The following is a 22170-nucleotide window of genomic DNA, read 5'->3' as shown; positions in this document are numbered from 1 at the left end:
GTTAGAGATTAATATTAATGCTCATATTTTGTTTAGACAAGAGCTATTTCTTGGTTTTCTATAGTATCGCACATCTTGTTGTTTTGATGACATAATTAGTTAACAACACGTTGGTTTATGGATTAAGAAATTATTAAACACCTATAAAATTTCAAAGAAAAGTGCTGATTTAATTACGATAAAATTTATTGTGCAAAAATCACAATATAGAAAAAGAAAAATTGTCGAACATAAGACAATAATCATCGAAATTGTTATTTATAGTCACAAAAAAAAATTACTTTTGCACGAAAATAACTAAACAAATATGCCTACGATGATGAGAGAAATTAGTCCTAAAACTAATCTTGTATTATTTTCTATTTTAAGTATTCTATTATTTTCCTGTGTCCGAGATGAGGAAATAAACAACATTCAAAATTATTCAAATTTCGATTTTAAAACTACTAAAGAAATTAAGGTTTCTGTATCGACTTTAAATTCAGAAAACAAACCTATGGGAGGTGTACCTGTAGAAATTTACACTCAAAACCCTTTAACAGCTGAAGGTCTACTTAAAGAAAACAGCAGTGATTTTTTAGCATTTAAAGGAATTAGTTCTAATGCAGGTCTATTGAATTGCGAAATTGCACCTGAAACTTTTACAGATAGCTTGAGTATTTTAGTGAATCATATTGGTTTCCCTTCATTAAAACAGATAAAAATAGATTCTAAGGATATTAATGTAGTAGTTGGTGGGTCATTTAGTCAAAACACTAATAAATCTAGTCGCACTTCAAAAACCTCCCCAACAGCCGATATACCTAATCCTATAAAAATGAGCGGCTACTATGTACTTGGTTCTTGGGATAACCAGGGAAAACCAAATTACTTATTGGGCAAAGATGACATTATAAGCAATGACTTTTTAGCAGATGTAAATACTTCTTTACCTGAATACAAAAAACTTCCAGATTCTCATCCTGAATATTTAAATTCTAGTGATAATGGAAATATTGAACTTGTCGAAGATGCAGAGGTTTGGATTACATTTGTACACGAAGGTGCTGGGTATAAAAATGCACTTGGATACTACACTCATAAAAATGACAATCCTCCAGCGAGTCAAAATTTAATTGCAGATCCAACCATTATTTTTCCAAATGTTTCTTACAATGGGTCTGGTGGGTCTCTACGTTCTGGCAACAAAGTGCAATTACTCTATTTAGATCCTTTAACAAATAAATATACTAAAAGATTTCCTGCTGGAACTACAGTAGCTTGGTTTTTTATTGCTAATAGCTTTAATTCAACTACAACTTCAATTGGTTCAGGTATTGGAAAATTATATTCTGACAAACATTTTAATCCCGAAACCAATATTGATAAGAAAAAACACAATGTAGTTTTAAAAGATACTAAACGTCAACTTTTATTAATAGGTTTTGAAGACGTTAATCGCGAAAAAAATTCAGACGAAGATTTTAATGATGCCATTTTTTATGCTAGTATTTCTCCCTTCACTGCCGCTAAAACTGATCAAATAAAACCCATCGATACACCAAAGGATTCTGATGGCGATGGCGTAGGTGATTCACTTGATGAATATCCAAATGATCGTACAAAAGCGTTTAATAATTATTTTCCTTCCAAAAATAATGTCGGAACACTTGCCTATGAAGATTTATGGCCTTATAAAGGTGACTATGATTTCAACGATTTAGTTATTGATTATAATTTTAATCAAGTAACAAATGCCGATAATAAAATAGTAGAAATAAATGCGGCAATGACCGTTAGAGCTATAGGAGCTTCTTTGAGAAATGCATTTTCGTTACAATTTAACACATCTTCAAGCAATATAAAATCAGTTATTGGACAAAGCTTAAGTAATGGTATATTTGTATTAAATTCAAATGGAACGGAAAAAAATCAATCAAAAGCAGTCGTTCCTGTTTTTGATGATTCTTTTAAAATAATGAATAATAATGGCTCTATTGTAAATACTTATATAGGTGGTGCCTACTTTACTCCTAAAACAATCAACGTGAAAATAGAGTTTAAAACACCAATTTTATTAAGCAGTTTTGGAACAGCTCCTTACAATCCATTTATTGTAGTAGGTGGTATTCGTGGAAAAGAAATACATCTGCCAGCGAGTGAACCAACTGATTTGGCTGATAAATCTATATTTGGGACTGGAGATGATAACAGTAATTTGGCTGCTCAAAAATATTATATGTCTGATAACAATTTACCTTGGGCAATAAATATTCCTGTCCAGTTCGCTTATCCCGCAGAAAAACAAGATATAACAAAAGCTTTTACAATGTTCAATAAATGGTCAGAAAGTAAGGGTTCCACCTTTATGGATTGGTATTTAGACAAAACTGGATACAGAGATAACTCTAAAATATACAAAAAATAAAAGTAAAAATAAAAATCCTAACAGACTCGCAAAACTGTTAGGATTTTATTTTTAAAATAGCTTTTAGTAAAGACTATTTTTTTTAAAGTATATAATAAGGAATATTCGAAATATTGGCAATCAAAATAGTACTTAAAGCATTACGTATAGTAAGCCCAAGACGAAAGTGTTATAAGCAACAAGGAAATGATTTTTTAATCGAAAAAAGGAATAAAATTTATGACATTCATCTCTGTAAAAAAATAATTTTTACGTACAAATCTATTAACTAGTAATTGTTTTGTGCTGTTAAAACTTCAAAAAGATATCCCTATAATTTTTGACGGAATAGCAACTAGGAATGCCGGAATCTTAATGGATCCAAACTCTTTTTTAGATCTGATTTATAGAGATCTTTCCGTTTGTGCTTGGGTTTGTAAATACGATAAAAATGACAAAGATGCGGTGCTCACAGCCAATGCTTTTCTAATAATACCAACAATGACAACTGGACTCCACATTAAAAAACCTATATCTTAAATCCTGAATTTTTTAAAAATATTTGCACACAGTAAAATGAAAAACCCTATTATAAAAATACAAAAAACCGAACTTCTCTCTGACAATTGGTATACTTTGAGTAAAGTGATTTTTGATTATCAAAAGAAAGATAACTCATGGATTACTCACAAGCGAGAAGTATATGATCGAGGAAATGGCGCAGCTATTTTGCTTTACAACTTATCGAAAAAGATTGTTATATTAACACGACAATTTAGACTGCCAAGTTATCTTAACGGGAATCGGACAGGAATGATGATCGAAGTTTGTGCAGGATTATTAGATCAAGATCATCCCGAAGAATGTATAATTAGAGAAACGGAAGAAGAAACAGGATATAGAATTTCAAAAGTGGAAAAAATAATGGAAACTTTTATGTCACCTGGAGCAGTAACTGAGATTTTACATTTGTTCGTTGGAGAATATAATGAATCCATGAAAGTCAGTAATGGTGGTGGTTTAGAATCAGAACAAGAAAACATTGATGTTTTAGAAATGCCCTACAATGAAGCATACAATATGATCGCATCTGGCGAGATTAAAGATGCTAAAACCGTTATTTTATTGCAGTATGCTAAAATAAAGTTAGACTTATAAATAATTTATATTTCAAAAAAAGTACGATTAGCCATTTGCTTTTGGCATTTTATAGTCGATAAATGTAGATTAGTATCATACAAAATTTTATCGTTGAATTACATTTTTTGTCATTTTGCCTAGTATCCTTAGTTTTGAATTATATGATTTATTTGAACTTTTCGATGTCTAAGCTAGTTATTTTAAAGAAAAAGAAATCTTTGTTTTTTACATAATTCTGTTGTAATGAGATTGCATGTCCTATTCTATAGCAATCTAATGCCCCTTTTATGGAACAATAGGAACATTTATTTCTATTTAATCCTCTATTTATGTGAAATGCAAGAAATACATTTCATTAACTTAAAATTTGTAAAATCAATACTTCTATACTTTACAAAATATTTCAGCAATTTTTAATTTTGAAAAACAATCTTTTATTAATTCTTAGATTCACTAAAAGACATTCTCCTTTAGACTTTAAAAATATGATTTTACAGAAAAGTGCCTTAATTGCATATAGGTCAATAAAAAGCATTTGTAAAAATTATATAATACTCACTAAAAATTACGTAAGCAACTACTAATGTTATAAGTAGATATTTGCATCGTCTTAAAAGTGAAAAATCATTTAATTTTTGTGAAATAATCCACCATGATTTATCAATAAGCTGGAGATCGAAAAAAAGTTAGGTATAAAATAGTTTTTGATCAAATTCTATTTACTAAAAGATAACAAAAAGTAAATTTTAACAAACGATTAAAAGTTCTAAAAACATGGAGAAAGTCATTAATAAAATGGAGGGTATGGGTGCTAATATTTCCGAGAATGGTACAACATTTAGAGTTTGGGCACCACACGCGAATAAAGTTTTTGTAACTGGCACTTTTAATAATTGGGATAAGGCAGCAAATGAACTGAATCATGAAGATAATGGATATTGGTCTGTTACGGTAGCTGGAGCTAAAAAAGAAGATGAATACAAATATGTCATACATAATGGAGATTTAATCCTCAGTAGAAATGATCCTTATGCAAGAGAAATGACTAATAGTAACGGTAATTCAGTAATTAAAGACTTAAAATTTGATTGGGAAGATCAAGATTTCCAAATGAAATCTTGTAATTCATTAGTTATTTATGAGTTGCATGTGGGCACTTTTAATAGACAACATAATGATGCTGTAGCTACATTTGATGATGTCATCAAAAAAATACCTTACTTACAATCACTTGGCATTAACTGCGTTGAATTATTACCTATAGCTGAATTTGCAGGTGGTATTTCTTGGGGATATAATCCATCATATCCTTTTGCAATTGAAAGAGATTACGGAGGTGCAGAAGCATTTGCACGAATGGTTAATGAATTTCATAAAGCAGATATTGGAGTGATTTTAGATGTTGTTTATAATCATTTTGGACCTTCTGACATGGATTTATGGCAATTTGATGGCTGGTCAGAAAATGATAAAGGCGGTATTTATTTTTATAATGATTACAAATCGAGTACGCCTTGGGGCGATACTAGACCTGATTACGGAAGAGAAGAAGTACGCCAATATATAAGAGACAATGCCTTTATGTGGATCGAAGACTATCATTGTGATGGCCTGCGTATGGATGCTACATCTTATATCCGTTATGAAGGTGGTGGATTAGGTGACGATAATGAGATTCCTGAGGGAAATCAATTGATGCGCAATATAAATGCCGAAATACAAGCAAGATATCCAGGTAAATTGACCATTGCTGAGGATTTAAAAGGGCAGGATATAGTAACACTTCAAATTGATCATGGTGGAATAGGTTATGGATCGCAATGGGACGTAAATTTTGTTCATCCTGTTCGAAAGTTATTAATTGAACAAGATGATAAGCATCGTGATATGCACTCTCTTATTGATGCTATTTTATTTAAATATAATGATGACGTTTTTGAAAGAGTAATTTATACTGAATCCCATGATGAGGTTGCCAATGGTAAAGCTCGAGTGCCAGAAGAAATTGAACCTGGAAATGCAGATAGTTTTTATGGTAAAAAAAGAGCTCTTTTAGGAATTGCTATTACATTAACAGCGCCAGGGATTCCAATGCTTTTTCAAGGTCAAGAATTTATTGAAGATGAATATTTTCAAGATAATGAAGCCCTTGACTGGACACATCAAAAAAAACATAAAGGAATTACCAGAATGGTTCAAGATATCATAAAGCTTAGAACCCAAGATAAATTTGAAAGTCAAGGACTAAAAGGACAATTTACTAAAATTTTAAATTTTAATGAAGAACAGAAAGTTTTAGCTTATGCTCGTTCTACAAATAGTGATTTTTCAGAATCAACAATAGTTTTATTAAATTTTTCTATCATTTCTCATGAAAATTATAGTTTTGGAATCCCTAATACCAATCATTACGAATTAGCATTTAATAGTGATTGGAAAGGGTACGATGAAGAATTTACGGATATGTTTGTTGAACAAGTTACCATTTATGATGAAAGTTGTGACGGTGAATTCCATAAAGCAGTAACAAATTTACCTGCTTACTCCTTTTTAATATTTTTACCAGTATTAAATAATAAGTAATTATAAACTAAAAGCCGTTTCAATTAAAATTGAAACGGCTTTTATAAGTAATAGTAACTTACTTTACTTATTAGGTTGCGGAGTCATTCGTAAATATGGTTTAATTATTTCGCAGCCTTTAGGAAACTTTTCTGCAATATCTTCGTCTTTAATAGATGGAGAAATAACTACTTGATCTCCATCTTTCCAGTTAGCTGGTGTTGCTACACTGTAATTCGCCGTTAATTGCAAACTATCTATTACACGTAATAACTCATCAAAATTTCTTCCTGTTGAAGCTGGGTACGTTAATGTTAATTTAACTTTTTTATCCGGTCCTATTATAAATACGGATCTTACTGTAAGGCTTTCACTAGCATTGGGATGCATCATATCATATAATTCAGCAATACGCTTGTCTTCATCTGCAATTATAGGAAAGTTAACAGTCGTATTTTGGGTTTCATTGATGTCTTTTATCCATTCTTTATGAGACTCAACACCATCCACACTTAGTGCAATCACTTTTACGTTTCGCTTTTTAAATTCAGGATAATAGTTAGCTACCGTTCCTAACTCAGTAGTACAAACGGGTGTGAAATCAGCAGGGTGTGAAAATAAAATACACCAAGAATCGCCAATCCATTCGTGAAATTTAATTGTACCCATTGATGTTTCTGCTTCAAAGTCGGGAGCAATATCGCCTAGTCTTACTGTCGCCATAATAATTTCTATTTATAATTAATATTTAGGTAAGTTATTGAATTTAAGACAACAATACAAAAATAGCATTGCAATTTTAAAATTATTTACTTAAGCAATTAAATTTAATCTTTATTACAAAATAGTCTTTCCATATCAAATCCCATAGCCCTGATCGAAACGGCATCCTTTTATTTCATTTCTGACAAAGGAAGAAAGGAAATAAAAGATATAGTGAAGAGCAGGATAAAGCTCCAAAAAAAAGCACGCTTTACTTTTTCTTTAAATTAGGTAAAAAGAAAGCAATAATTCCTATTAGTGGTAAATAAGCACAGAGGTAATAAACGTAAGTAATACTCGTATGATCTGCTAGATTACCCAATAAAGCAGATCCTAAACCGCCCATTCCAAATGCAAATCCATAAAAAAGTCCCGAAACCATTCCAAGCTTTTTAGGCAACAGTTCCTGAGCATAAACTAAGATAGCAGGAAATGCAGATGAAATAACGATTCCAATTATGACAGATAAAAATCCTGTCCAAAATAAATCAACAAAGGGCAGTAATAATGTAAATGGTGCAGCCCCCAAAACGGAAAACCAAATCACATATTTTCTACCGAATTTATCTCCTATAGGTCCACCAATTAATGTTCCCACAGCACATGATGCTAAAAATAAAACTAAATAAAATTGTGAGTCTTGAACGGATAAATTAAATTTTTCCATCAAATAAAAAGTAAAATAACTTGACATACTAGCCATATAAACAAATTTTGAGAAAATTAGCACCATCAAAATCACAACTGAAAGTACAATCTTGTTCTGAGAAATATTAGGAAGATCTATAACAGCTTTGTGGGTGCTTCTCAAAATGAGATGATTTTGATACCAAATGGCAATTCGACTTAAAACGACTAATCCAATTACTGCTGCAGCTAAAAACCAAATAATATAATGTTGCGAATTTGGAACAACAATTAAAGCTACTAATAAAGGACCAATGGCAGTTCCAGCATTTCCTCCTAATTGAAATATGGATTGTGCTAAACCTCGTTTGCCTCCTGATGCTAAAAATGAGATTCTTGATGCTTCTGGATGAAAAATAGACGAACCTATTCCCACTAATATTACAGAAACAATAATCATCTCAAAACTGGAGGCATAAGATAAAGACACAATCCCAAGTGAGGTGAATATCATTCCGAAAATTTGAGAAAAAGGTTGCGGTCGCTTGTCTGTATAAAGTCCAACTAAAGGTTGCAATAACGATCCCGCTAACTGGTACGCTAATGTTATTAACCCTATTTGAGTAAAAGATAAATTAAAGTTTTCCTTCAATACTGGATATGCTGCAGGAATAACAGCTTGTAATAAATCATTGATGAGATGAGCAAAAGCAATTGAAAACAGAATAGGATAAACAGTTTGTTGTGCATTAATGGCATGATCAGCTTTTAAAGCATTTTCTGTAGAGTACTTCATTTAGTTTGAAAAAAATTATTAATTATATATAAGTAGCTGTTAAAGTTGCACTATAAAATACCAAAAGAATAACGTAATAAAGGACAATGGAATTCCATAACCAATCATCATACTACTCAATCGAGGTTTTAAACCATGAGAAGTTGCTAAAATACTTGCCGTTATCATAGGCGCCATTGCTGATTCCATGATAGCAACTTCTATAGCTTTAGAATGCTGCTGCAAAATTATAACATATAACAAATAGACAAAAGCGGGTACCAATATTAACTTATATAAAAGCCCCAAGCCTAAAAACTTCCAGTGCTGGCTACGACTTTCAAATCGGAGTTGCAATCCTACGGAAAGCATAGCTATGGGAGTCATGATATTACCAATGTTTACAAGTGACAACTGAATGAACGCGTTAAAATCAAAATGAAAAATATTCATTGTGCATGCAATAAGAAAAGTTAAAAATGGTGGAAAGAATGCAATTTTCTTTACGATTTGAAACCCGTTAGGCTTTGCTGTTGAATAAATACTAGCTACGAGAATTGCAAAAGTTGAAAGTATAACAAATGATCCCGGCTGATCAACCAAAACAGCAGTTTTCATTCCTTCTGGACCATATAATGCTTGAATAATAGGATATCCTAGAAAAGAAGTATTACCTAAACCGGCTGTAATAATTAAACAACCAGTTAATTTTCTCGGCCAATTGTACTTTTTGCCTAATAATGAAAAGAACAGATACGATCCTCCAAAACAAATCCAAGCAACACCAATAGGAAATAATAAATCATCGCTAGTATCAATTTTAGGTATATAATAAAGTGCAATCGCTGGTAAGCAAAAAAAGATTACAATTTTATTTAATAGCTTATATATTGAGATTGGAAATCCTTTTATATACTGCAAAATTAGGCCTATAAATAAAAAAGAAAAGATGAGGATGAAATTATTCATACGGTAAAAATAGACCTAAAGAGTAAAATTATTTTAATGATCAATATGAATATAAATTTGTGTGCAAATTTTTTAAGAAATAATAAGTAATTATAAGAAAATAATATCGTTGCTTTTAACCCTTTGAGCCATATAAGTTTTAAACATAATCGTTATTCATGTTGCGAAAACATAAATATATTTTAATTCCTTTTTTTCTAATTAGGCCATATATATTACAAAACGATGACAGTTAAATGTGTTCACAAATTGTTCACATAATTTACTTTAATTATTGGAACAAAGAAACAACAAATCGGAAGCTTATAAATGTAGATGTATTGAAAAATAGTAAATTAAAATAAATTTATTGTAAACGTAAGATTGAGTAAAACACTACTGATTTTCATCTATAATGATTGATGCTTTTAATTATAATACTTATGATATATTTATTAATTACACAGTAGATTCAAATATTCATTTTTTTATCATTTTTGAAAAGAAATAATAAAAATGATTTCATTAGAAATTTCATGTCATTGAGCGAAATCAAGGCGTATGTAATGTTAAAATTTAGACGGCGCTCAAAATGACAAAAAACAAGAACTGAAGAAAACTTTGTCTAAGACAAATTAGCATTAATTTTCAGTTTAAAATGCTCTAAAAAATTGCATCTATCACGTAGTCCACATAAATTATGTATTGTATTATTGTACTAGCGTACTTCCTTTATACTATAAGCAGTTTCATTAAATTGAAAATCGGACTTTTTTGATAATCCTCTCATTGCTGAGTAGATGGGCGCTTTGGTTGAGATTCCAAAAATAGAATTTCCTTCAACTTCAATTTGTTCTACTGAGACACAAATAAAAAATATCATTTTATCTGTAATTACTATAGCTCCTGGCTCTACAATTGAACTTTCTTTATCGGGATTTATCATTTGCAAAATTTCCATTTCTCTAAGTGCAAAATCAAGTTCTTTTCCTACTGCATTGAGCAATTCTATCTTTCCCGCCGCACGATTATCTGTTTGACTTGGAGATTGATCATACTCAAAAACATCTGATTTCATTGTTTCTAAACGAGTTTGAAAATTTTCTATGAGGTGATTTTGCTTTTCAATACAAGCTTCTAATATTATTTTTTTTGAGATGTCCATTTTTGTAAGTTAAATTCGTTTAAACAATTGTATAAATATAAGCTATTTTACACTAGAATACCGTTGTTGACGTAACAAATGACTTAAATCATCCGCAGTTTTTTAATTTTAATAGTATTAAGTAGCTACAGTGGAAGTATTAACTACAAAGGAAAATGATCCAAATACCTAATACTAAATCTAAACATTTAAAAAGTTCTGGAATAGTATATTTTCATTATTTTTACGTTTATAAATCATCCATTTTGTCATTAAAAAAAGTACATAAAAGCGCCTTAACAGAAAAAGCAGGAATTTCTCAGCCAGAGATATCTAGTGCAACCGCTATTGGAAACATACAGCAACGAAGAAAAATACAGCCCACCGTAGCCGAATTAGTTAATGGAATTTCTATAGGCAATATAACCGCTCTGAGTCGGGCAATTACTTTAGTTGAAAGTACTAATCCCAATCATTTAGCGAAAGCCAATGAAGTGATTAATGCTTGTTTACCCAATGCTGGGAAATCTGTGCGAATAGGTATTACTGGAGTTCCTGGTGTAGGAAAAAGCACTTTTATTGAAGCATTTGGAAAACATTTAACTAGCTTAGGTAAAAAAGTTGCTGTTTTAGCAGTTGATCCCAGCAGCACTATTAGTCATGGGAGTATTTTAGGCGATAAAACCAGAATGGAAGAACTAGTAAAAGATGAAAATGCCTATATCCGACCTTCGGCTTCAGGGGAAACTCTAGGTGGTGTAGCAAGAAAAACTAGAGAAAGTATAACCTTGTGTGAAGCAGCTGGTTTTGATACAATAATAATTGAGACCGTTGGCGTAGGCCAAAGTGAAACTGCAGTACACAGCATGGTAGATTTCTTTTTGCTTTTAAAAATATCAGGTGCTGGTGACGAACTACAAGGTATTAAACGAGGAATTATGGAAATGGCTGATGCAATTGTAATCAACAAAGCCGATGGCGATAATATCAAGAAAGCACAATTTGCAAAAATGGAATTCAAAAGAGCTTTACATCTATTTCCAGCAAAAAGTTCGGGATGGATTCCTAAAACTTCTACTTGTAGTTCCATAACTCAAGAAGGCATTGCTACAGTATGGGAAATAATTGAAAAGTTTCTAACATTAACTAAGGAGAATAAATCTTTTAGAGAAAAACGACAAGAACAGAATCAGTATTGGATGTTAGAAACTATAAATGAGCAGATAAAACTGAATTTCTATAACAATCCAGAGATTCAAAAATCATTAAATACAATTAAAAAAGCGGTGCAAAATAATGAAACATCACCTTTTGCTGCCGCTCAATATATGTTAGATAAATATTTTAAGTAATCTATTGCATGAAAATATACTCACACACTACTTTTACTTAAGTTTTACATTTACTATTTAATTTATTCCTTCTCATACCGTTCCATCTCGCGATCATAAAATTCGTTCGCTCGAACGATTAAGCCCTCCATTTCAGTATTAAGTTCACCTTCGTCAAGATCTTCGGCCTCTTCGATAAACTCAACTTCATCATCTTTTAAGTTGATAATAAATCGAGGATAATCAAGATGTATGATAAAGATATCCTCAGGAAAATCAGTATTATCACCCAGTAAAAATTTTGGTAATTCCATATTGTCTATTTATTAATGTTGTTAATGTCTCCTTCTAAAATTAATGTTTTTGTCATTCGCGCAAAGCGAATATACAAAAATATTGCTGCTGCGGTCAGTCCAGCTAAAAGTCCAATCCAAATTCCTATTGCTTTCAAATTGGTATATAATCCCAAATATATTGAAATGGGAAAACCGATGACCCAGTAAGCGACAAATGTTATATACATTGGTATTTTTACATCTTGCAACCCTCTTAAAGCTCCCAAAACAACGACTTGAATTCCATCTGATATTTGGAAAAATGCTGCAACAAATAACAATTGAGAGGCTATAAATATTACTTCTTTAGTTTCTAATATATGTTCAATATCATTAACATCAACAAAAATTTGCGGTAAATATTGATGAAAAACTATAAAAATAATAGCAAATACCACTTCTAAAAGTATAGCCAATAAAAATATCGACCGCGCTACCAATTGTAATTTAACATAATCCATTCGTCCTTTCTGATTCCCTACTCTGATCATTACCGCCACGCTGAGTCCCATGGCAAACATAAATGTTAGTGAAGCAAGGCTTAGGGCAATTTGGTTTGCCGCTTGGGTGGTGGTTCCCAAGAGTCCAGAAAGCCAGACCGCTGCTGTAAAAAGTCCAACTTCAAAAAACATTTGCATAGAAGAGGGAAGACCTAAATTGATGATTTTATTGAGCATTTTCTTTTTGATCTCCTTAAAACTAAAGCTTTCAAAATAAGGGAAAAATTTAGGCTTTCTTGCTAAAGAATAATGGATAAAAATCAACATTACAATACGAGAAACAATAGTTCCTACAGCTGCTCCTACTATTCCCATTTTAGGAAAAAACCAAATTCCATAAATTAAAAAATAATTAATAACAACATTTATGATGTTACCAATAATAGTTGCCCACATTGAAACTTTAGTCTCTGATTTACCATCGGCAAATTGTTTATAGGCTTGAAAAATAATTAATGGTACTAATGAAAATGCCACAATATCTAAATATGGCTTAGCCATTTCAACCACAATATCAGGTTGACCCATAAAAGCAATCAATGGTTTGAAAAAGAAAATTATTAAGAACAAAGTGAACCCTAATATCGAACAAAGAAATAGCCCATTATGAAATACACTTCTACCTTCATCAATATCGTCTTTTCCATCTGCCTCCGCAGCTAGTGGTGTTATAGCAGTTGAAAAACCAATACCTAAAGACATTGCTATAAAAACAAAACTATTGCCTAATGAAACTGCAGCTAACTCTGTAGGTCCTAATTTTCCCACCATGATGTTATCAACAATACCGACTACGGTGTGCCCTAACATTCCTAAAATTATAGGATAGGCTAAACGCAAATTATAAGAAAACTCTTTTGTATATTGAGATAAATTCACTTTTTATTATTTTTTGTGCAAAGATAATTAGAACCTTTGAATTGTATGGTTACAATTGAATTTATAAAAAATTTATTTTTTTGAAACAATATTCTTACAAGTAATTCTATAAGAAAGCTGTCAAATTCTATAACTTTTATAATGGGAGTAGTTTTACTTTTGCCTCGTTGCTAAAAGCAATACATCTACTAAATAAAAGAAAAATTTAAAAAAGAATTATGAAAATCGCAGGAAGAATTAAAATCGCTTTAGCATTTACAGTTGCATTATTTTTTGCAAATCAATCGCAAGCACAAGAGGTTAAAAATTATGACCAAGCATTCCGTTTAGGTGTTGGTGTCAATGTTGGAGCGCCTACTAATGAAGATGTTTACAACTATGCTCTGGGAGCGGATGTTAGATTGCAATATGATATCACAAAAAGATATTCAGCAGTGTTGACTACAGGTTTTACTAATTTGTTTATTAGTAATGATAGAAAAGATTTAGGATTTATTCCCGTAAAAGCTGGTTTTAAAGCTTTTGTATGGGAAGATCAATTTTATATTTTAGGTGAAATTGGTGGTGGTATAGCTGTTACAAATGGTCAAAAACAAGACACCTATTTATGGGCTCCGGGAATAGGATATGCCAGTAAAAAAATTGACTTTAGTTTACGTTATGAATCATATACAGAATATGACACCAATCAAATAGCTTTAAGAGTGGCTTATGGTTTTAAACTATAATTTATTTCATATTCAAAAAAATGCGCTGGTTACAGCGCATTTTTTTTATTCTTTTTCTAAGGTTTCCTTGTACATGTCGATATTAGCCTTGACTTTATCGTCCATTTCTGGTTGCTTAATATCAGTATATTTTTGCATTTCTTCCCAAATTATTTTAGCTACAATGTAACGTGCCATTTCCTTATCATCAGCAGGAATTATATACCATGGATTTTTTTTTGTAGCAGTATTATTTATCGCCTTTTGGTAATATTTCATATACTCCTCCCAATGTTCTCTTTCTTTTAAATCTCCTGTTGAGAATTTCCAATTATGTTTCCCTTCCTTTAGACGTCGTAGCAACCTCTGTCTTTGTTCCTCTTTACTCAGGTGAAGATAAAATTTCATTATTATTGTACCATTTTGAGTCAGATGCTTTTCAAAATTCTTGATTTGTTTCATTCGCTTTTTCCAAAATTTTGGCGTGATGTCCTCTACTTTCTCTATTCCAGGCAAATTTTCATCTAAAATATATTCGGGATGCACCCGAGTTACTAAAACATTTTCATAGTATGTTCTATTAAAAATTGCAAATTTCCCTTTTTCTGGCAAAGCCAAATAATGACGCCATAAATAATCGTGCTCTAGCTCAGTAGAATTGGGAGTTTTGAAGCTATGTACCACTACTCCACGAGAATTAAACCCTTTAAAAACTTCTCGAATCAGGCTGTCTTTGCCCGAAGTATCCATCCCTTGCAAGCAAATTAGTACTCCATACCTATTGTGAGCGTACATCACATCTTGCAACTCGCTTAGTTTTTCACTTACGTTTTCTAACTTATCTTCTTTTTTGTCATCACTTGCATCAATTTCTAAATTTGTTGGTAATTTTGACAAATCAATTTTACCAACTACTTTAAAATCTTCTGGATTTATAGATTTCATAAGAAATAATTTAAATTTGTAAAGTCAAATATAACGAATTTTACAGCGTTTTCTGATTTGTTACTTCATCAGCTTTAAGTTCTACTCGCAGCAACATCCACAATGTAAAAAATACTATAAATGCAAATCAGGTTTAGGTTCTCATTTATAAAACAAAAAACTATGCAAAAAATAAAACTCGAATTACTATCTCAAATTATAGGCATTGGCTCTGCTTCAGGACTTATTTATAAGGATAATTCACTTTATATTATTGGCGATAATAGCGGATATTTATATGAATATTTGCTAGATTCTAATGACTTAAAACGTTACCCGCTACTTGAAAACCCAGCCGAAAATATTATAAAAAAAGATAAACCTGATTATGAAGCGATAACTAGCTATGGCGAAGACCTTTATATTTTTGGTTCAGGTTCTACAGAAAAACGAAATGGAATGATTCGCTTTAACGCTATAACTAAAAATTTAATTTCGACTTATGATTTAACTGATTTGTACGCTGTAATGCAAAGTTTTGCTAAAGTAAATCAAACAGATTTTAATCTTGAAGGAGCAATTTATGATGGTAAAAGTTGGTATTTATTTAACAGAGGCAATGGAAGCAATAACAGAAATGTTCTTTTTATAATTGAGGGTCAGAATTTAATAAAGGACTTTAAAATACGTTCCACTGATTATAAACTCCCAAAAATAAAAGGAATTACAACTAGTTTCACGGATGCAATTTTAGTTAATAATACGATTTACTTTTTGGCCACAGCCGAAGATACAAAATCCACGTATGATGATGGCGAAGTGATGGGCAGTATCATTGGCGGCATCGACTTAAGGACTATGAAAATAACTTTTACAAAAAAAATAAGCGATAATCATAAATTTGAAGGACTTACTATATGGAGTCAGTCAATTGATAAAATTGAATTTTTATTGTGTGAAGATAAGGACACAAACATTTTAGAAACAACTATTTATAAACTGACGTTGAATCTATAATACGTTCACCTTTCGTTTTTAATATGTAACAATTGTTGAAATACAGCGACCAATAAAAAATATAAATTAAAATAAAATGAAGAGAATATTTATAATGTTGGCTACGGTATCCGTTTTATGGAGCTGTAAAACAGTGAGAACTGCGGAATCCACAAATAAAGATGCACAATCAATAAATGTTACGATAAACTTAAATGACGTTGTCGATGACAAAGTGATGGTAAGAGTAACTGCTCCAAAATTTACTACTGAAGAGGTAACGTATAGCATGCCCAAAATTGTTCCTGGAACTTACTCCATAGATGATTACGGCAAATATATTATTGATTTTAAAGCAATTGATAATAAAGGCAATTTATTACCAACTTCTAAATCTGATGATAATACATGGCTCATTAAAAATGCAAAAAACTTAGCACAAGTGACCTATTTAGTTGATGATACTTTTGATACTGAAAAAGGAAATGGTTTTGGCACTGATGATATTTTTTCGCCAGCCGGAACAAATATCGATGCTGGTAAAAACTTTATGTTAAACATGCACGGATTTGTAGGCTATTTTAAAGATAAAAAAAAACTTCCCTATCATGTTACAATTTCTCATCCAGAAACACTTTGGGGAGCAACATCAATGACAGATCTTGATTCAAATACTACTATTGATCTTTTTAAAACGTCACGTTATGCAGAGTTAGTTGAAAATCCGGTGATGTATTCAAAGCCAGATTATACAACTTTTACCATTGATGGAATGGAAATCTTAATTGGTGTTTATTCTCCAACAGGAAAAGTAACTGCTGAAAGTATTACTCCAGAGATGAAAAAGATGATGACCGCTCAAAAAACTTTTTTAGGAAAGATAAATGCTACTAAAAAATATAGTGTTTTGCTTTATTTGTCATCAATGACAAATACAGATGCTAAAGGCTTTGGCGCATTGGAACATCCTACTGCCACAACGGTAGTTTTACCTGAGATGATGCCAAAAGAAGAGCTGGTAAAGTCAATGATTGATGTAGTGTCACACGAATTTTTTCATATTGTAACTCCTCTTTCAATTCATTCAAAAGAAATACATGATTTTGATTACAACTCCCCTAAAATGTCTCAGCATTTATGGATGTATGAAGGAGTAACAGAATATTTTGCTAATCTTTTTCAAATAAATCAAGGATTAATCACTGAAGAAGATTTTTACAATCGAATAGCCGATAAAATTGAAAATGCAAATGCCATGAATGATACCATGTCATTTACGACTATGAGTACGAATGTTTTGACTGAACCTTATAAAGCACAATACTTAAATGTTTATGAAAAAGGTGCTCTCATAGGAATGTGCATTGATCTGATTATAAGAGAAAAAAGTAATGGCGAAAGAGGAATTCTTGATTTAATGCAAAAACTATCTACTGAATATGGTGCTTTAAAACCATTTAACGATGACGAACTTTTTCCAAAAATTACTTCTTTGACGTATCCTGAAGTGGGTTCGTTCTTACAAACGTATGTTGCGGGCTCCACTCCTATTCCTTATGATATGTTTCTAGCTAAAGTTGGTATTACAAAGTCCTTGATTAAAGAGGCAACAAATGTATTCTTAAAAGGGCAAGTGCCATACATTACAGTTGATCAGCAAACCAAAGAAATAATGGTAATTCCAAATATGGAACTTAATGATTTCTATAAAAATTTAGATTTAAAAGGAGGAGATATTATTGTTGCTATAAATGATACACAGTATTCACTAGATAATATTTATGAAATGATTACTATAAGTCAAAACTGGAAAGAAAATGACGCTATTACTGTTAAAATAAAACGAAATGGCAAAGATCAAATATTATCTGGAAAAGTAAAACTTCCTTATGAAGATAAAGAAGGCCTTAAATTTAGCGACACTTCAAAAAATTCGCTTAAGGAAGCTTGGCTTAAAGCCTAAATTTGAAAAATAAGAGCAAATCCCAATTTGAAATAGATTGGGATTTTTTATATAATTTGATATTATTAACTAAAACATTCCAACAATTTTCTTTATTTTGCGCCAAAATTAAAAGCTATTAAATCGTTATGATTTTGTTTAAACTAAGAAGAACAAATGATCATATCAAAAATAAAAATAGCTTTGATCAACAACAAATTTAAAACTAACATGAAAAAATCGATTATCGCATTTGTTACTCTCTCCTTATTGCTAGCTTGTAATAAAAACGAATCAAAGGGCAACCTAAATATTACAGGAAATATAAAAGGATTAAAAAAAGGAACACTGTATATACAGCGCATAGAAGATACTACACTAATCGTTTTAGATTCCATAACAATTGATGGAGCATCAACCTTTCAAAGTAATTTAGATATAAAATCACCAGAAATGTTATATATGTCTTTAGACCGTGGCACAAGCAACTCACTTGATAATAATATATCATTTTTTGCAGAGCCTGGAAATATGACTATCGAAACAAATTTAGATAATTATATCGCTGACGCAAAAGTAACAGGCTCTAAAAACAATGAGATTTTTGAAGAATACAAAAAGATAAACTCCAGCTTTAACGAAAAGAACCTCACGTTAATTGAACAAAAATTTAAAGTTATAAAAAGTCAAAATATAAAGAAAATAGATAGTATCACATTATTGCAAGATGCTAATATTAAAAGGAAATACTTGTTTGCCACTAATTTTGCTTTAAACAACAGGGATTATGAAGTTGCGCCCTATATTGCATTATCTGAAATATATGATATTAACGTAAAGTATCTGGACACCATTCAAAAAGCAATGACACCAAAAGTAGCACAATCTTTATATGGCAAGAAATTGACTAAATATGTTTCGACTGTAAAAGCGCAATAAATTAATAAACGCCTTTAGAATTAAAAAACCATCTTGTGCAGGCAAGGTGGTTTTTTGATTTGATGAATTATTTAAAAAACCATTTTTTGAAATGATTATAAACAAAAAACCACTTAACAAAAGTTAAGTGGTTTTATTAAGAGCCGGCGGAGGGACTCGAACCCACGACCTGCTGATTACAAATCAGCTGCTCTAGCCAACTGAGCTACGCTGGCGACTCATTACGGGTGCAAATATAAGATTGAATTTCTGTTTACCAAAACAAATTCAATCTTTTTTTACTTTTTTTTGACTATAAATCGTTGATTTTAGCAATCAATTGATTAGCAGTTTGTTCCAATTCAACATTGATTTGTTTGAAGTGTGCTTTTTTATCTTCTACCTTTTTTTCATTTACTTTGGTTATCAAAGTATCAAAAGCAGCGATAGCTTCGTCAATTAAAGCATTAGTTTCTGTAGTTGGTTTTCCTGTTGTAGAAATTTCATACAAGTAAACTGCTTCAATAATATCTCCTAAAACGTAGTTGATGTCCTTTTTTAAATTCTTAACGTTTGCCATTTTTATTTCTTTTAAAATTTTAATTTTAATTTGCGTTTGCAAAAGTACATATAAACTTTCTATTACCGACTATCAAAGCACCCAAAAGAAAAAGTGTGCGCACAAATGAAAATACAAATTCCCTTTCTCTAGCTATGAAATATATATTTCTAATACTGATGCATTTCCGTTTATGCTATATTCTTTCAAAGCGGCAGGCATTAAGACAGTATCTCCTTTTTTATAGTTAAACTTAGTTTCGGCAATGGTTATTTCAAAGTTTCCTTCGATACACATATAAACCGTAAATGACTTTCCTGATTTATCAACAGCCATTTCTCGGTCTAAAGGAATGAAGTTAGTTGTGAAATATGGGCAATCTACTACGCTATTAGATTGATTTAAAGTTTTTAGATATTCTTTTTTAGTTTCTACGGTGTTGTAATTGATGGCCTCTAGAGCTAAATCTACATGTAATTCTCGTTTATTTCCATCAGCATCTACTCTATCAAAATCATACAATCGATAAGTAATATCAGATGTTTGTTGAATTTCAGCAACTACTAAACCAGCTCCAATAGCATGAACTGTTCCTGTTTCCAAGAAAAAAACATCACCTGATTTTGCTTTTACATCATCTAATATCGATAAAAGCGTTTGATTTTTGAGACTCTCTAAATACTGATCAGCATTTGATTTTTCTTTAAATCCTACGATAATACGCGAATGGGGATCAGCTTGCATGATATACCACATCTCAGTTTTACCAAAAGACTTATGCCTCTGCTTTGCTAACGCATCGTTAGGATGCACTTGAATAGAAAGATCTTCACGAGCATCAAGATATTTAAAAAGTAAGGGGAACTCCATCCCAAAACGTAGGTAAACTGAAGTTCCCAAGATTTCATTTGGAAATTCATTAATTGCTTCCATTACATTTTTCCCTTTCCATTCCCCATTAGCAATTAAGCTGACATCACCCTTTACTGTTGATAATTCCCAGCTTTCCCCTATTGTTTTTGATGGAATTTCTTTATTTAACACACTTTTTAGCTTTTGGCCACCCCAAATTCTTTCTTTAAATATTGGCTCAAATTGTAAAGGATAAAATTTCATAACTTTATTATTTAGGATGGACTATTTCTCCATGGTTATTTCAAATTAAAATGCTCTTAATTCCCGTTTATACCAATGGAATTAAGAGCAAAATAAATCAATTTTATTACAATTGTTTACTACAAAATAAACAATCTATGATACTAATTTTTTAATTGCTGTTAGCGCTTTAGGAATATGCTTTGCGGCTAACATACTATCAAAAATCATTTGTATAACTCCGTTTTTGTCCGTTACGTAAGTAACTCTTCCTGGAAGAAGTCCAAACATTCCTGCTGGCACTCCAAATGCCTTTCTTATTTTTTTATCAAAATCAGATAAAAGAATAAACGGTAATTTATACTGTTTACTAAATTTAAGATGAGAAGCAACAGTATCGCTACTTATACCTATTACCTCAGCACCAAAATCTTTAAAATCTTCATATTGATCTCTAAAACTACATGCTTGAGTGGTACATCCTGGGGTATTATCTTTTGGATAAAAATAAATAACTAAAGGTTTTTGTCCAACAACGTTATGACTATCAAAGTCATTTCCATTCGCATCTTTTGCAATAAAATTTGGAATTTTATCTCCTATTTTTAGTTCCATTATTCTCCTTTATAAGTTACAAAATTTCGAGGAGTTTCATACAAAACAACCTCTAAATCGAATTCAGGTTTGATTCTTTTTCTAATTTTATTCCAAATAACAACTACTATGTTTTCAGCAGTTGGATTCAAATCTTTAAAATCAGGAACGTCTAAATTTAAGTTTTTGTGATCAAATTGATTTTCAACATCTTCTTTGATAATATCGCTTAAAAATTTAACATCCATTACGTATCCTGTTTCTGGATCAATTTCTCCAGTTACGCTAACTGTTAAATCATAATTATGTCCGTGAAAGTTGGGGTTGTTGCATTTTCCAAAAATAGCGTCATTTTGTTCAAAAGTCCAATCTTTCCTATATAATCTGTGTGCCGCATTAAAATGCGCTTTTCGTGATATTGTAACTCTCATAAAATTAATTGAATTTAATATTTAAAGTTCTTCCTCTGGTAAAAGAGGACTTTTATGTTCTTCTAAAAAATGATAAAACTCGTCAAATATAATTTTGAACCATACCGTATATAAATCAGGCTGTTGTTCCATGTCTTTTTTTATATCTTCAATTTTCAACCATTTCCAGCTCTGTACTTCTTCTGGATTTATTTCAGGTTCACCATTATAATACCCAATCATCACGTGATCTAATTCATGTTCAGTAAGACCATTATCAAAAGGTGCTTTATAAATAAAATGAAAAAGTTCTTTTAATTCTGTTTTAAAACCCATTTCTTCAAACAATCTTCTGCTACCTGCCTGAATGTTTGTTTCCCCCTCCCGTTGATGACTGCAACAAGTGTTTGTCCATAATAGAGGTGAATGATATTTTAATGCAGCGCGTTGCTGTAACATGATTTCATTTTTGTTATTTAAAACAAAGACAGAAAAAGCACGGTGAAGTACCGCTTTTTGATGGGCTTCAAGTTTTGGCATAATCCCAATTTGCTCATCATTTTCATTAACTAAAATTACATTTTCTTCTATCATATCACTTTATTTCTGTTCAAAAATACAAAAAATTTATTTGAA

The 22170-nt window shown here is 31.1% G+C and carries 21 protein-coding genes and 1 tRNA gene; 9 read left to right on the top strand and 13 right to left on the bottom strand.

Features of this window, described 5'->3' with window-relative positions:
• Nucleotides 1-316: 316 nt before the first annotated feature.
• The 4 genes from RCH18_RS09170 to RCH18_RS09155 all read left to right on the top strand — a co-directional run bounded on the left by RCH18_RS09170 (nucleotide 317) and on the right by RCH18_RS09155 (nucleotide 6109).
• Nucleotides 317-2407 carry an LruC domain-containing protein gene (locus RCH18_RS09170; RefSeq protein WP_326936454.1) on the top strand — a complete coding sequence of 697 codons (2091 nt, stop codon included), beginning with the start codon at nucleotides 317-319 and terminating at the stop codon, nucleotides 2405-2407.
• Between the two features lie 282 nt (nucleotides 2408-2689).
• The gene (locus RCH18_RS09165; RefSeq protein ID WP_326936453.1) at nucleotides 2690-2926 is read left to right on the top strand and encodes a hypothetical protein; all 237 of its coding nucleotides are present in this window, start codon (nucleotides 2690-2692) and stop codon (nucleotides 2924-2926) included.
• Between the two features lie 36 nt (nucleotides 2927-2962).
• Nucleotides 2963-3544, top strand: a complete 582-nt coding sequence (nudK, locus tag RCH18_RS09160; protein ID WP_326936452.1) for a GDP-mannose pyrophosphatase NudK — start codon at nucleotides 2963-2965, stop codon at nucleotides 3542-3544.
• A gap of 756 nt (nucleotides 3545-4300) precedes the next feature.
• Nucleotides 4301-6109, top strand: coding sequence for an alpha-amylase family glycosyl hydrolase (locus RCH18_RS09155; RefSeq protein ID WP_326936451.1), 1809 nt, complete (start codon nucleotides 4301-4303; stop codon nucleotides 6107-6109).
• A gap of 63 nt (nucleotides 6110-6172) precedes the next feature.
• Here RCH18_RS09155 and RCH18_RS09150 read toward each other — a convergent pair whose 3' ends face one another.
• From RCH18_RS09150 to RCH18_RS09135, 4 genes are all read right to left on the bottom strand, one after another.
• Nucleotides 6173-6811, bottom strand: a complete 639-nt coding sequence (locus RCH18_RS09150) for a peroxiredoxin (protein ID WP_326936450.1) — start codon at nucleotides 6809-6811, stop codon at nucleotides 6173-6175.
• A gap of 250 nt (nucleotides 6812-7061) precedes the next feature.
• Nucleotides 7062-8273: an MFS transporter gene (locus tag RCH18_RS09145; RefSeq protein WP_326936449.1), complete on the bottom strand. Its 1212-nt coding sequence runs from the start codon at nucleotides 8271-8273 to the stop codon at nucleotides 7062-7064.
• A gap of 39 nt (nucleotides 8274-8312) precedes the next feature.
• A complete protein-coding gene (locus tag RCH18_RS09140; protein WP_326936448.1) occupies nucleotides 8313-9221 on the bottom strand; it encodes an AEC family transporter in 909 nt (302 codons plus the stop codon).
• 697 nt (nucleotides 9222-9918) lie between these two features.
• Nucleotides 9919-10365 (bottom strand): hypothetical protein, encoded by a 447-nt coding sequence (locus tag RCH18_RS09135; protein WP_326936447.1) that lies wholly within the window; start codon nucleotides 10363-10365, stop codon nucleotides 9919-9921.
• Between the two features lie 245 nt (nucleotides 10366-10610).
• On the opposite strand from RCH18_RS09135, the gene meaB reads away from it, so the two are divergent.
• Nucleotides 10611-11696, top strand: a complete 1086-nt coding sequence (gene meaB, locus RCH18_RS09130) for a methylmalonyl Co-A mutase-associated GTPase MeaB (RefSeq protein ID WP_326936497.1) — start codon at nucleotides 10611-10613, stop codon at nucleotides 11694-11696.
• Between the two features lie 62 nt (nucleotides 11697-11758).
• Here the strand turns inward: meaB and RCH18_RS09125 are convergent, their stop codons facing one another.
• Nucleotides 11759-11989: a hypothetical protein gene (locus RCH18_RS09125; protein ID WP_326936446.1), complete on the bottom strand. Its 231-nt coding sequence runs from the start codon at nucleotides 11987-11989 to the stop codon at nucleotides 11759-11761.
• 5 nt (nucleotides 11990-11994) lie between these two features.
• A complete protein-coding gene (locus RCH18_RS09120) occupies nucleotides 11995-13389 on the bottom strand; it encodes an MATE family efflux transporter (RefSeq protein ID WP_326936445.1) in 1395 nt (464 codons plus the stop codon).
• 218 nt (nucleotides 13390-13607) lie between these two features.
• On the opposite strand from RCH18_RS09120, the gene RCH18_RS09115 reads away from it, so the two are divergent.
• Nucleotides 13608-14117: a hypothetical protein gene (locus RCH18_RS09115; protein ID WP_326936444.1), complete on the top strand. Its 510-nt coding sequence runs from the start codon at nucleotides 13608-13610 to the stop codon at nucleotides 14115-14117.
• Between the two features lie 45 nt (nucleotides 14118-14162).
• Here the strand turns inward: RCH18_RS09115 and RCH18_RS09110 are convergent, their stop codons facing one another.
• Complete coding sequence (locus RCH18_RS09110; RefSeq protein WP_326936443.1) at nucleotides 14163-15041, bottom strand: PPK2 family polyphosphate kinase; 879 nt, start codon at nucleotides 15039-15041, stop codon at nucleotides 14163-14165.
• Nucleotides 15042-15203: 162 nt separating this feature from the next.
• On the opposite strand from RCH18_RS09110, the gene RCH18_RS09105 reads away from it, so the two are divergent.
• From RCH18_RS09105 to RCH18_RS09095, 3 genes are all read left to right on the top strand, one after another.
• Nucleotides 15204-16037 carry a DUF6929 family protein gene (locus RCH18_RS09105; protein ID WP_326936442.1) on the top strand — a complete coding sequence of 278 codons (834 nt, stop codon included), beginning with the start codon at nucleotides 15204-15206 and terminating at the stop codon, nucleotides 16035-16037.
• Between the two features lie 76 nt (nucleotides 16038-16113).
• Nucleotides 16114-17979, top strand: a complete 1866-nt coding sequence (locus tag RCH18_RS09100) for a M61 family metallopeptidase (RefSeq protein WP_326936441.1) — start codon at nucleotides 16114-16116, stop codon at nucleotides 17977-17979.
• Between the two features lie 210 nt (nucleotides 17980-18189).
• A complete protein-coding gene (locus RCH18_RS09095; RefSeq protein ID WP_326936440.1) occupies nucleotides 18190-18897 on the top strand; it encodes a DUF4369 domain-containing protein in 708 nt (235 codons plus the stop codon).
• Between the two features lie 141 nt (nucleotides 18898-19038).
• On the opposite strand, the gene RCH18_RS09090 is transcribed toward RCH18_RS09095, so the two are convergent.
• From RCH18_RS09090 to idi, 6 genes are all read right to left on the bottom strand, one after another.
• Nucleotides 19039-19112, bottom strand: a tRNA-Thr gene (locus RCH18_RS09090).
• A gap of 77 nt (nucleotides 19113-19189) precedes the next feature.
• Nucleotides 19190-19456, bottom strand: a complete 267-nt coding sequence (locus tag RCH18_RS09085) for a hypothetical protein (RefSeq protein WP_326936439.1) — start codon at nucleotides 19454-19456, stop codon at nucleotides 19190-19192.
• Nucleotides 19457-19588: 132 nt separating this feature from the next.
• Entirely contained in the window at nucleotides 19589-20551 is a 963-nt protein-coding gene (locus RCH18_RS09080; protein WP_326936438.1) for a type I phosphomannose isomerase catalytic subunit, read from the bottom strand.
• Between the two features lie 135 nt (nucleotides 20552-20686).
• On the bottom strand, nucleotides 20687-21145 hold the full coding sequence (locus RCH18_RS09075) for a peroxiredoxin (protein ID WP_326936437.1): 459 nt from the start codon (nucleotides 21143-21145) through the stop codon (nucleotides 20687-20689).
• Nucleotides 21145-21555 (bottom strand): 6-pyruvoyl trahydropterin synthase family protein, encoded by a 411-nt coding sequence (locus RCH18_RS09070; protein ID WP_326936436.1) that lies wholly within the window; start codon nucleotides 21553-21555, stop codon nucleotides 21145-21147. Before RCH18_RS09070 ends, RCH18_RS09075 begins: the two co-directional genes overlap by 1 nt.
• A gap of 21 nt (nucleotides 21556-21576) precedes the next feature.
• Nucleotides 21577-22128 (bottom strand): isopentenyl-diphosphate Delta-isomerase, encoded by a 552-nt coding sequence (gene idi / locus RCH18_RS09065; protein ID WP_326936435.1) that lies wholly within the window; start codon nucleotides 22126-22128, stop codon nucleotides 21577-21579.
• Between the last annotated feature and the right edge of the window lie 42 nt (nucleotides 22129-22170).

The organism is Flavobacterium sp. PL11 (genome assembly GCF_035985025.1).
Lineage (GTDB): Bacteria > Bacteroidota > Bacteroidia > Flavobacteriales > Flavobacteriaceae > Flavobacterium.
This window is presented reverse-complemented; position numbering and strand designations above follow the sequence as displayed.

Coding starts and splice junctions, on each gene's coding strand:
- RCH18_RS09170 (WP_326936454.1), top strand. CDS start 317: ATGATGAGAGAAATTAGTCCTAAAACTAATCTTGTATTATTTTCTATT.
- nudK (WP_326936452.1), top strand. CDS start 2,963: ATGAAAAACCCTATTATAAAAATACAAAAAACCGAACTTCTCTCTGAC.
- RCH18_RS09155 (WP_326936451.1), top strand. CDS start 4,301: ATGGAGAAAGTCATTAATAAAATGGAGGGTATGGGTGCTAATATTTCC.
- RCH18_RS09150 (WP_326936450.1), bottom strand. CDS start 6,811: ATGGCGACAGTAAGACTAGGCGATATTGCTCCCGACTTTGAAGCAGAA.
- RCH18_RS09145 (WP_326936449.1), bottom strand. CDS start 8,273: ATGAAGTACTCTACAGAAAATGCTTTAAAAGCTGATCATGCCATTAAT.
- RCH18_RS09140 (WP_326936448.1), bottom strand. CDS start 9,221: ATGAATAATTTCATCCTCATCTTTTCTTTTTTATTTATAGGCCTAATT.
- RCH18_RS09135 (WP_326936447.1), bottom strand. CDS start 10,365: ATGGACATCTCAAAAAAAATAATATTAGAAGCTTGTATTGAAAAGCAA.
- RCH18_RS09125 (WP_326936446.1), bottom strand. CDS start 11,989: ATGGAATTACCAAAATTTTTACTGGGTGATAATACTGATTTTCCTGAG.
- RCH18_RS09115 (WP_326936444.1), top strand. CDS start 13,608: ATGAAAATCGCAGGAAGAATTAAAATCGCTTTAGCATTTACAGTTGCA.
- RCH18_RS09110 (WP_326936443.1), bottom strand. CDS start 15,041: ATGAAATCTATAAATCCAGAAGATTTTAAAGTAGTTGGTAAAATTGAT.
- RCH18_RS09105 (WP_326936442.1), top strand. CDS start 15,204: ATGCAAAAAATAAAACTCGAATTACTATCTCAAATTATAGGCATTGGC.
- RCH18_RS09100 (WP_326936441.1), top strand. CDS start 16,114: ATGAAGAGAATATTTATAATGTTGGCTACGGTATCCGTTTTATGGAGC.
- RCH18_RS09095 (WP_326936440.1), top strand. CDS start 18,190: ATGAAAAAATCGATTATCGCATTTGTTACTCTCTCCTTATTGCTAGCT.
- RCH18_RS09085 (WP_326936439.1), bottom strand. CDS start 19,456: ATGGCAAACGTTAAGAATTTAAAAAAGGACATCAACTACGTTTTAGGA.
- RCH18_RS09080 (WP_326936438.1), bottom strand. CDS start 20,551: ATGAAATTTTATCCTTTACAATTTGAGCCAATATTTAAAGAAAGAATT.
- RCH18_RS09075 (WP_326936437.1), bottom strand. CDS start 21,145: ATGGAACTAAAAATAGGAGATAAAATTCCAAATTTTATTGCAAAAGAT.
- RCH18_RS09070 (WP_326936436.1), bottom strand. CDS start 21,555: ATGAGAGTTACAATATCACGAAAAGCGCATTTTAATGCGGCACACAGA.
- idi (WP_326936435.1), bottom strand. CDS start 22,128: ATGATAGAAGAAAATGTAATTTTAGTTAATGAAAATGATGAGCAAATT.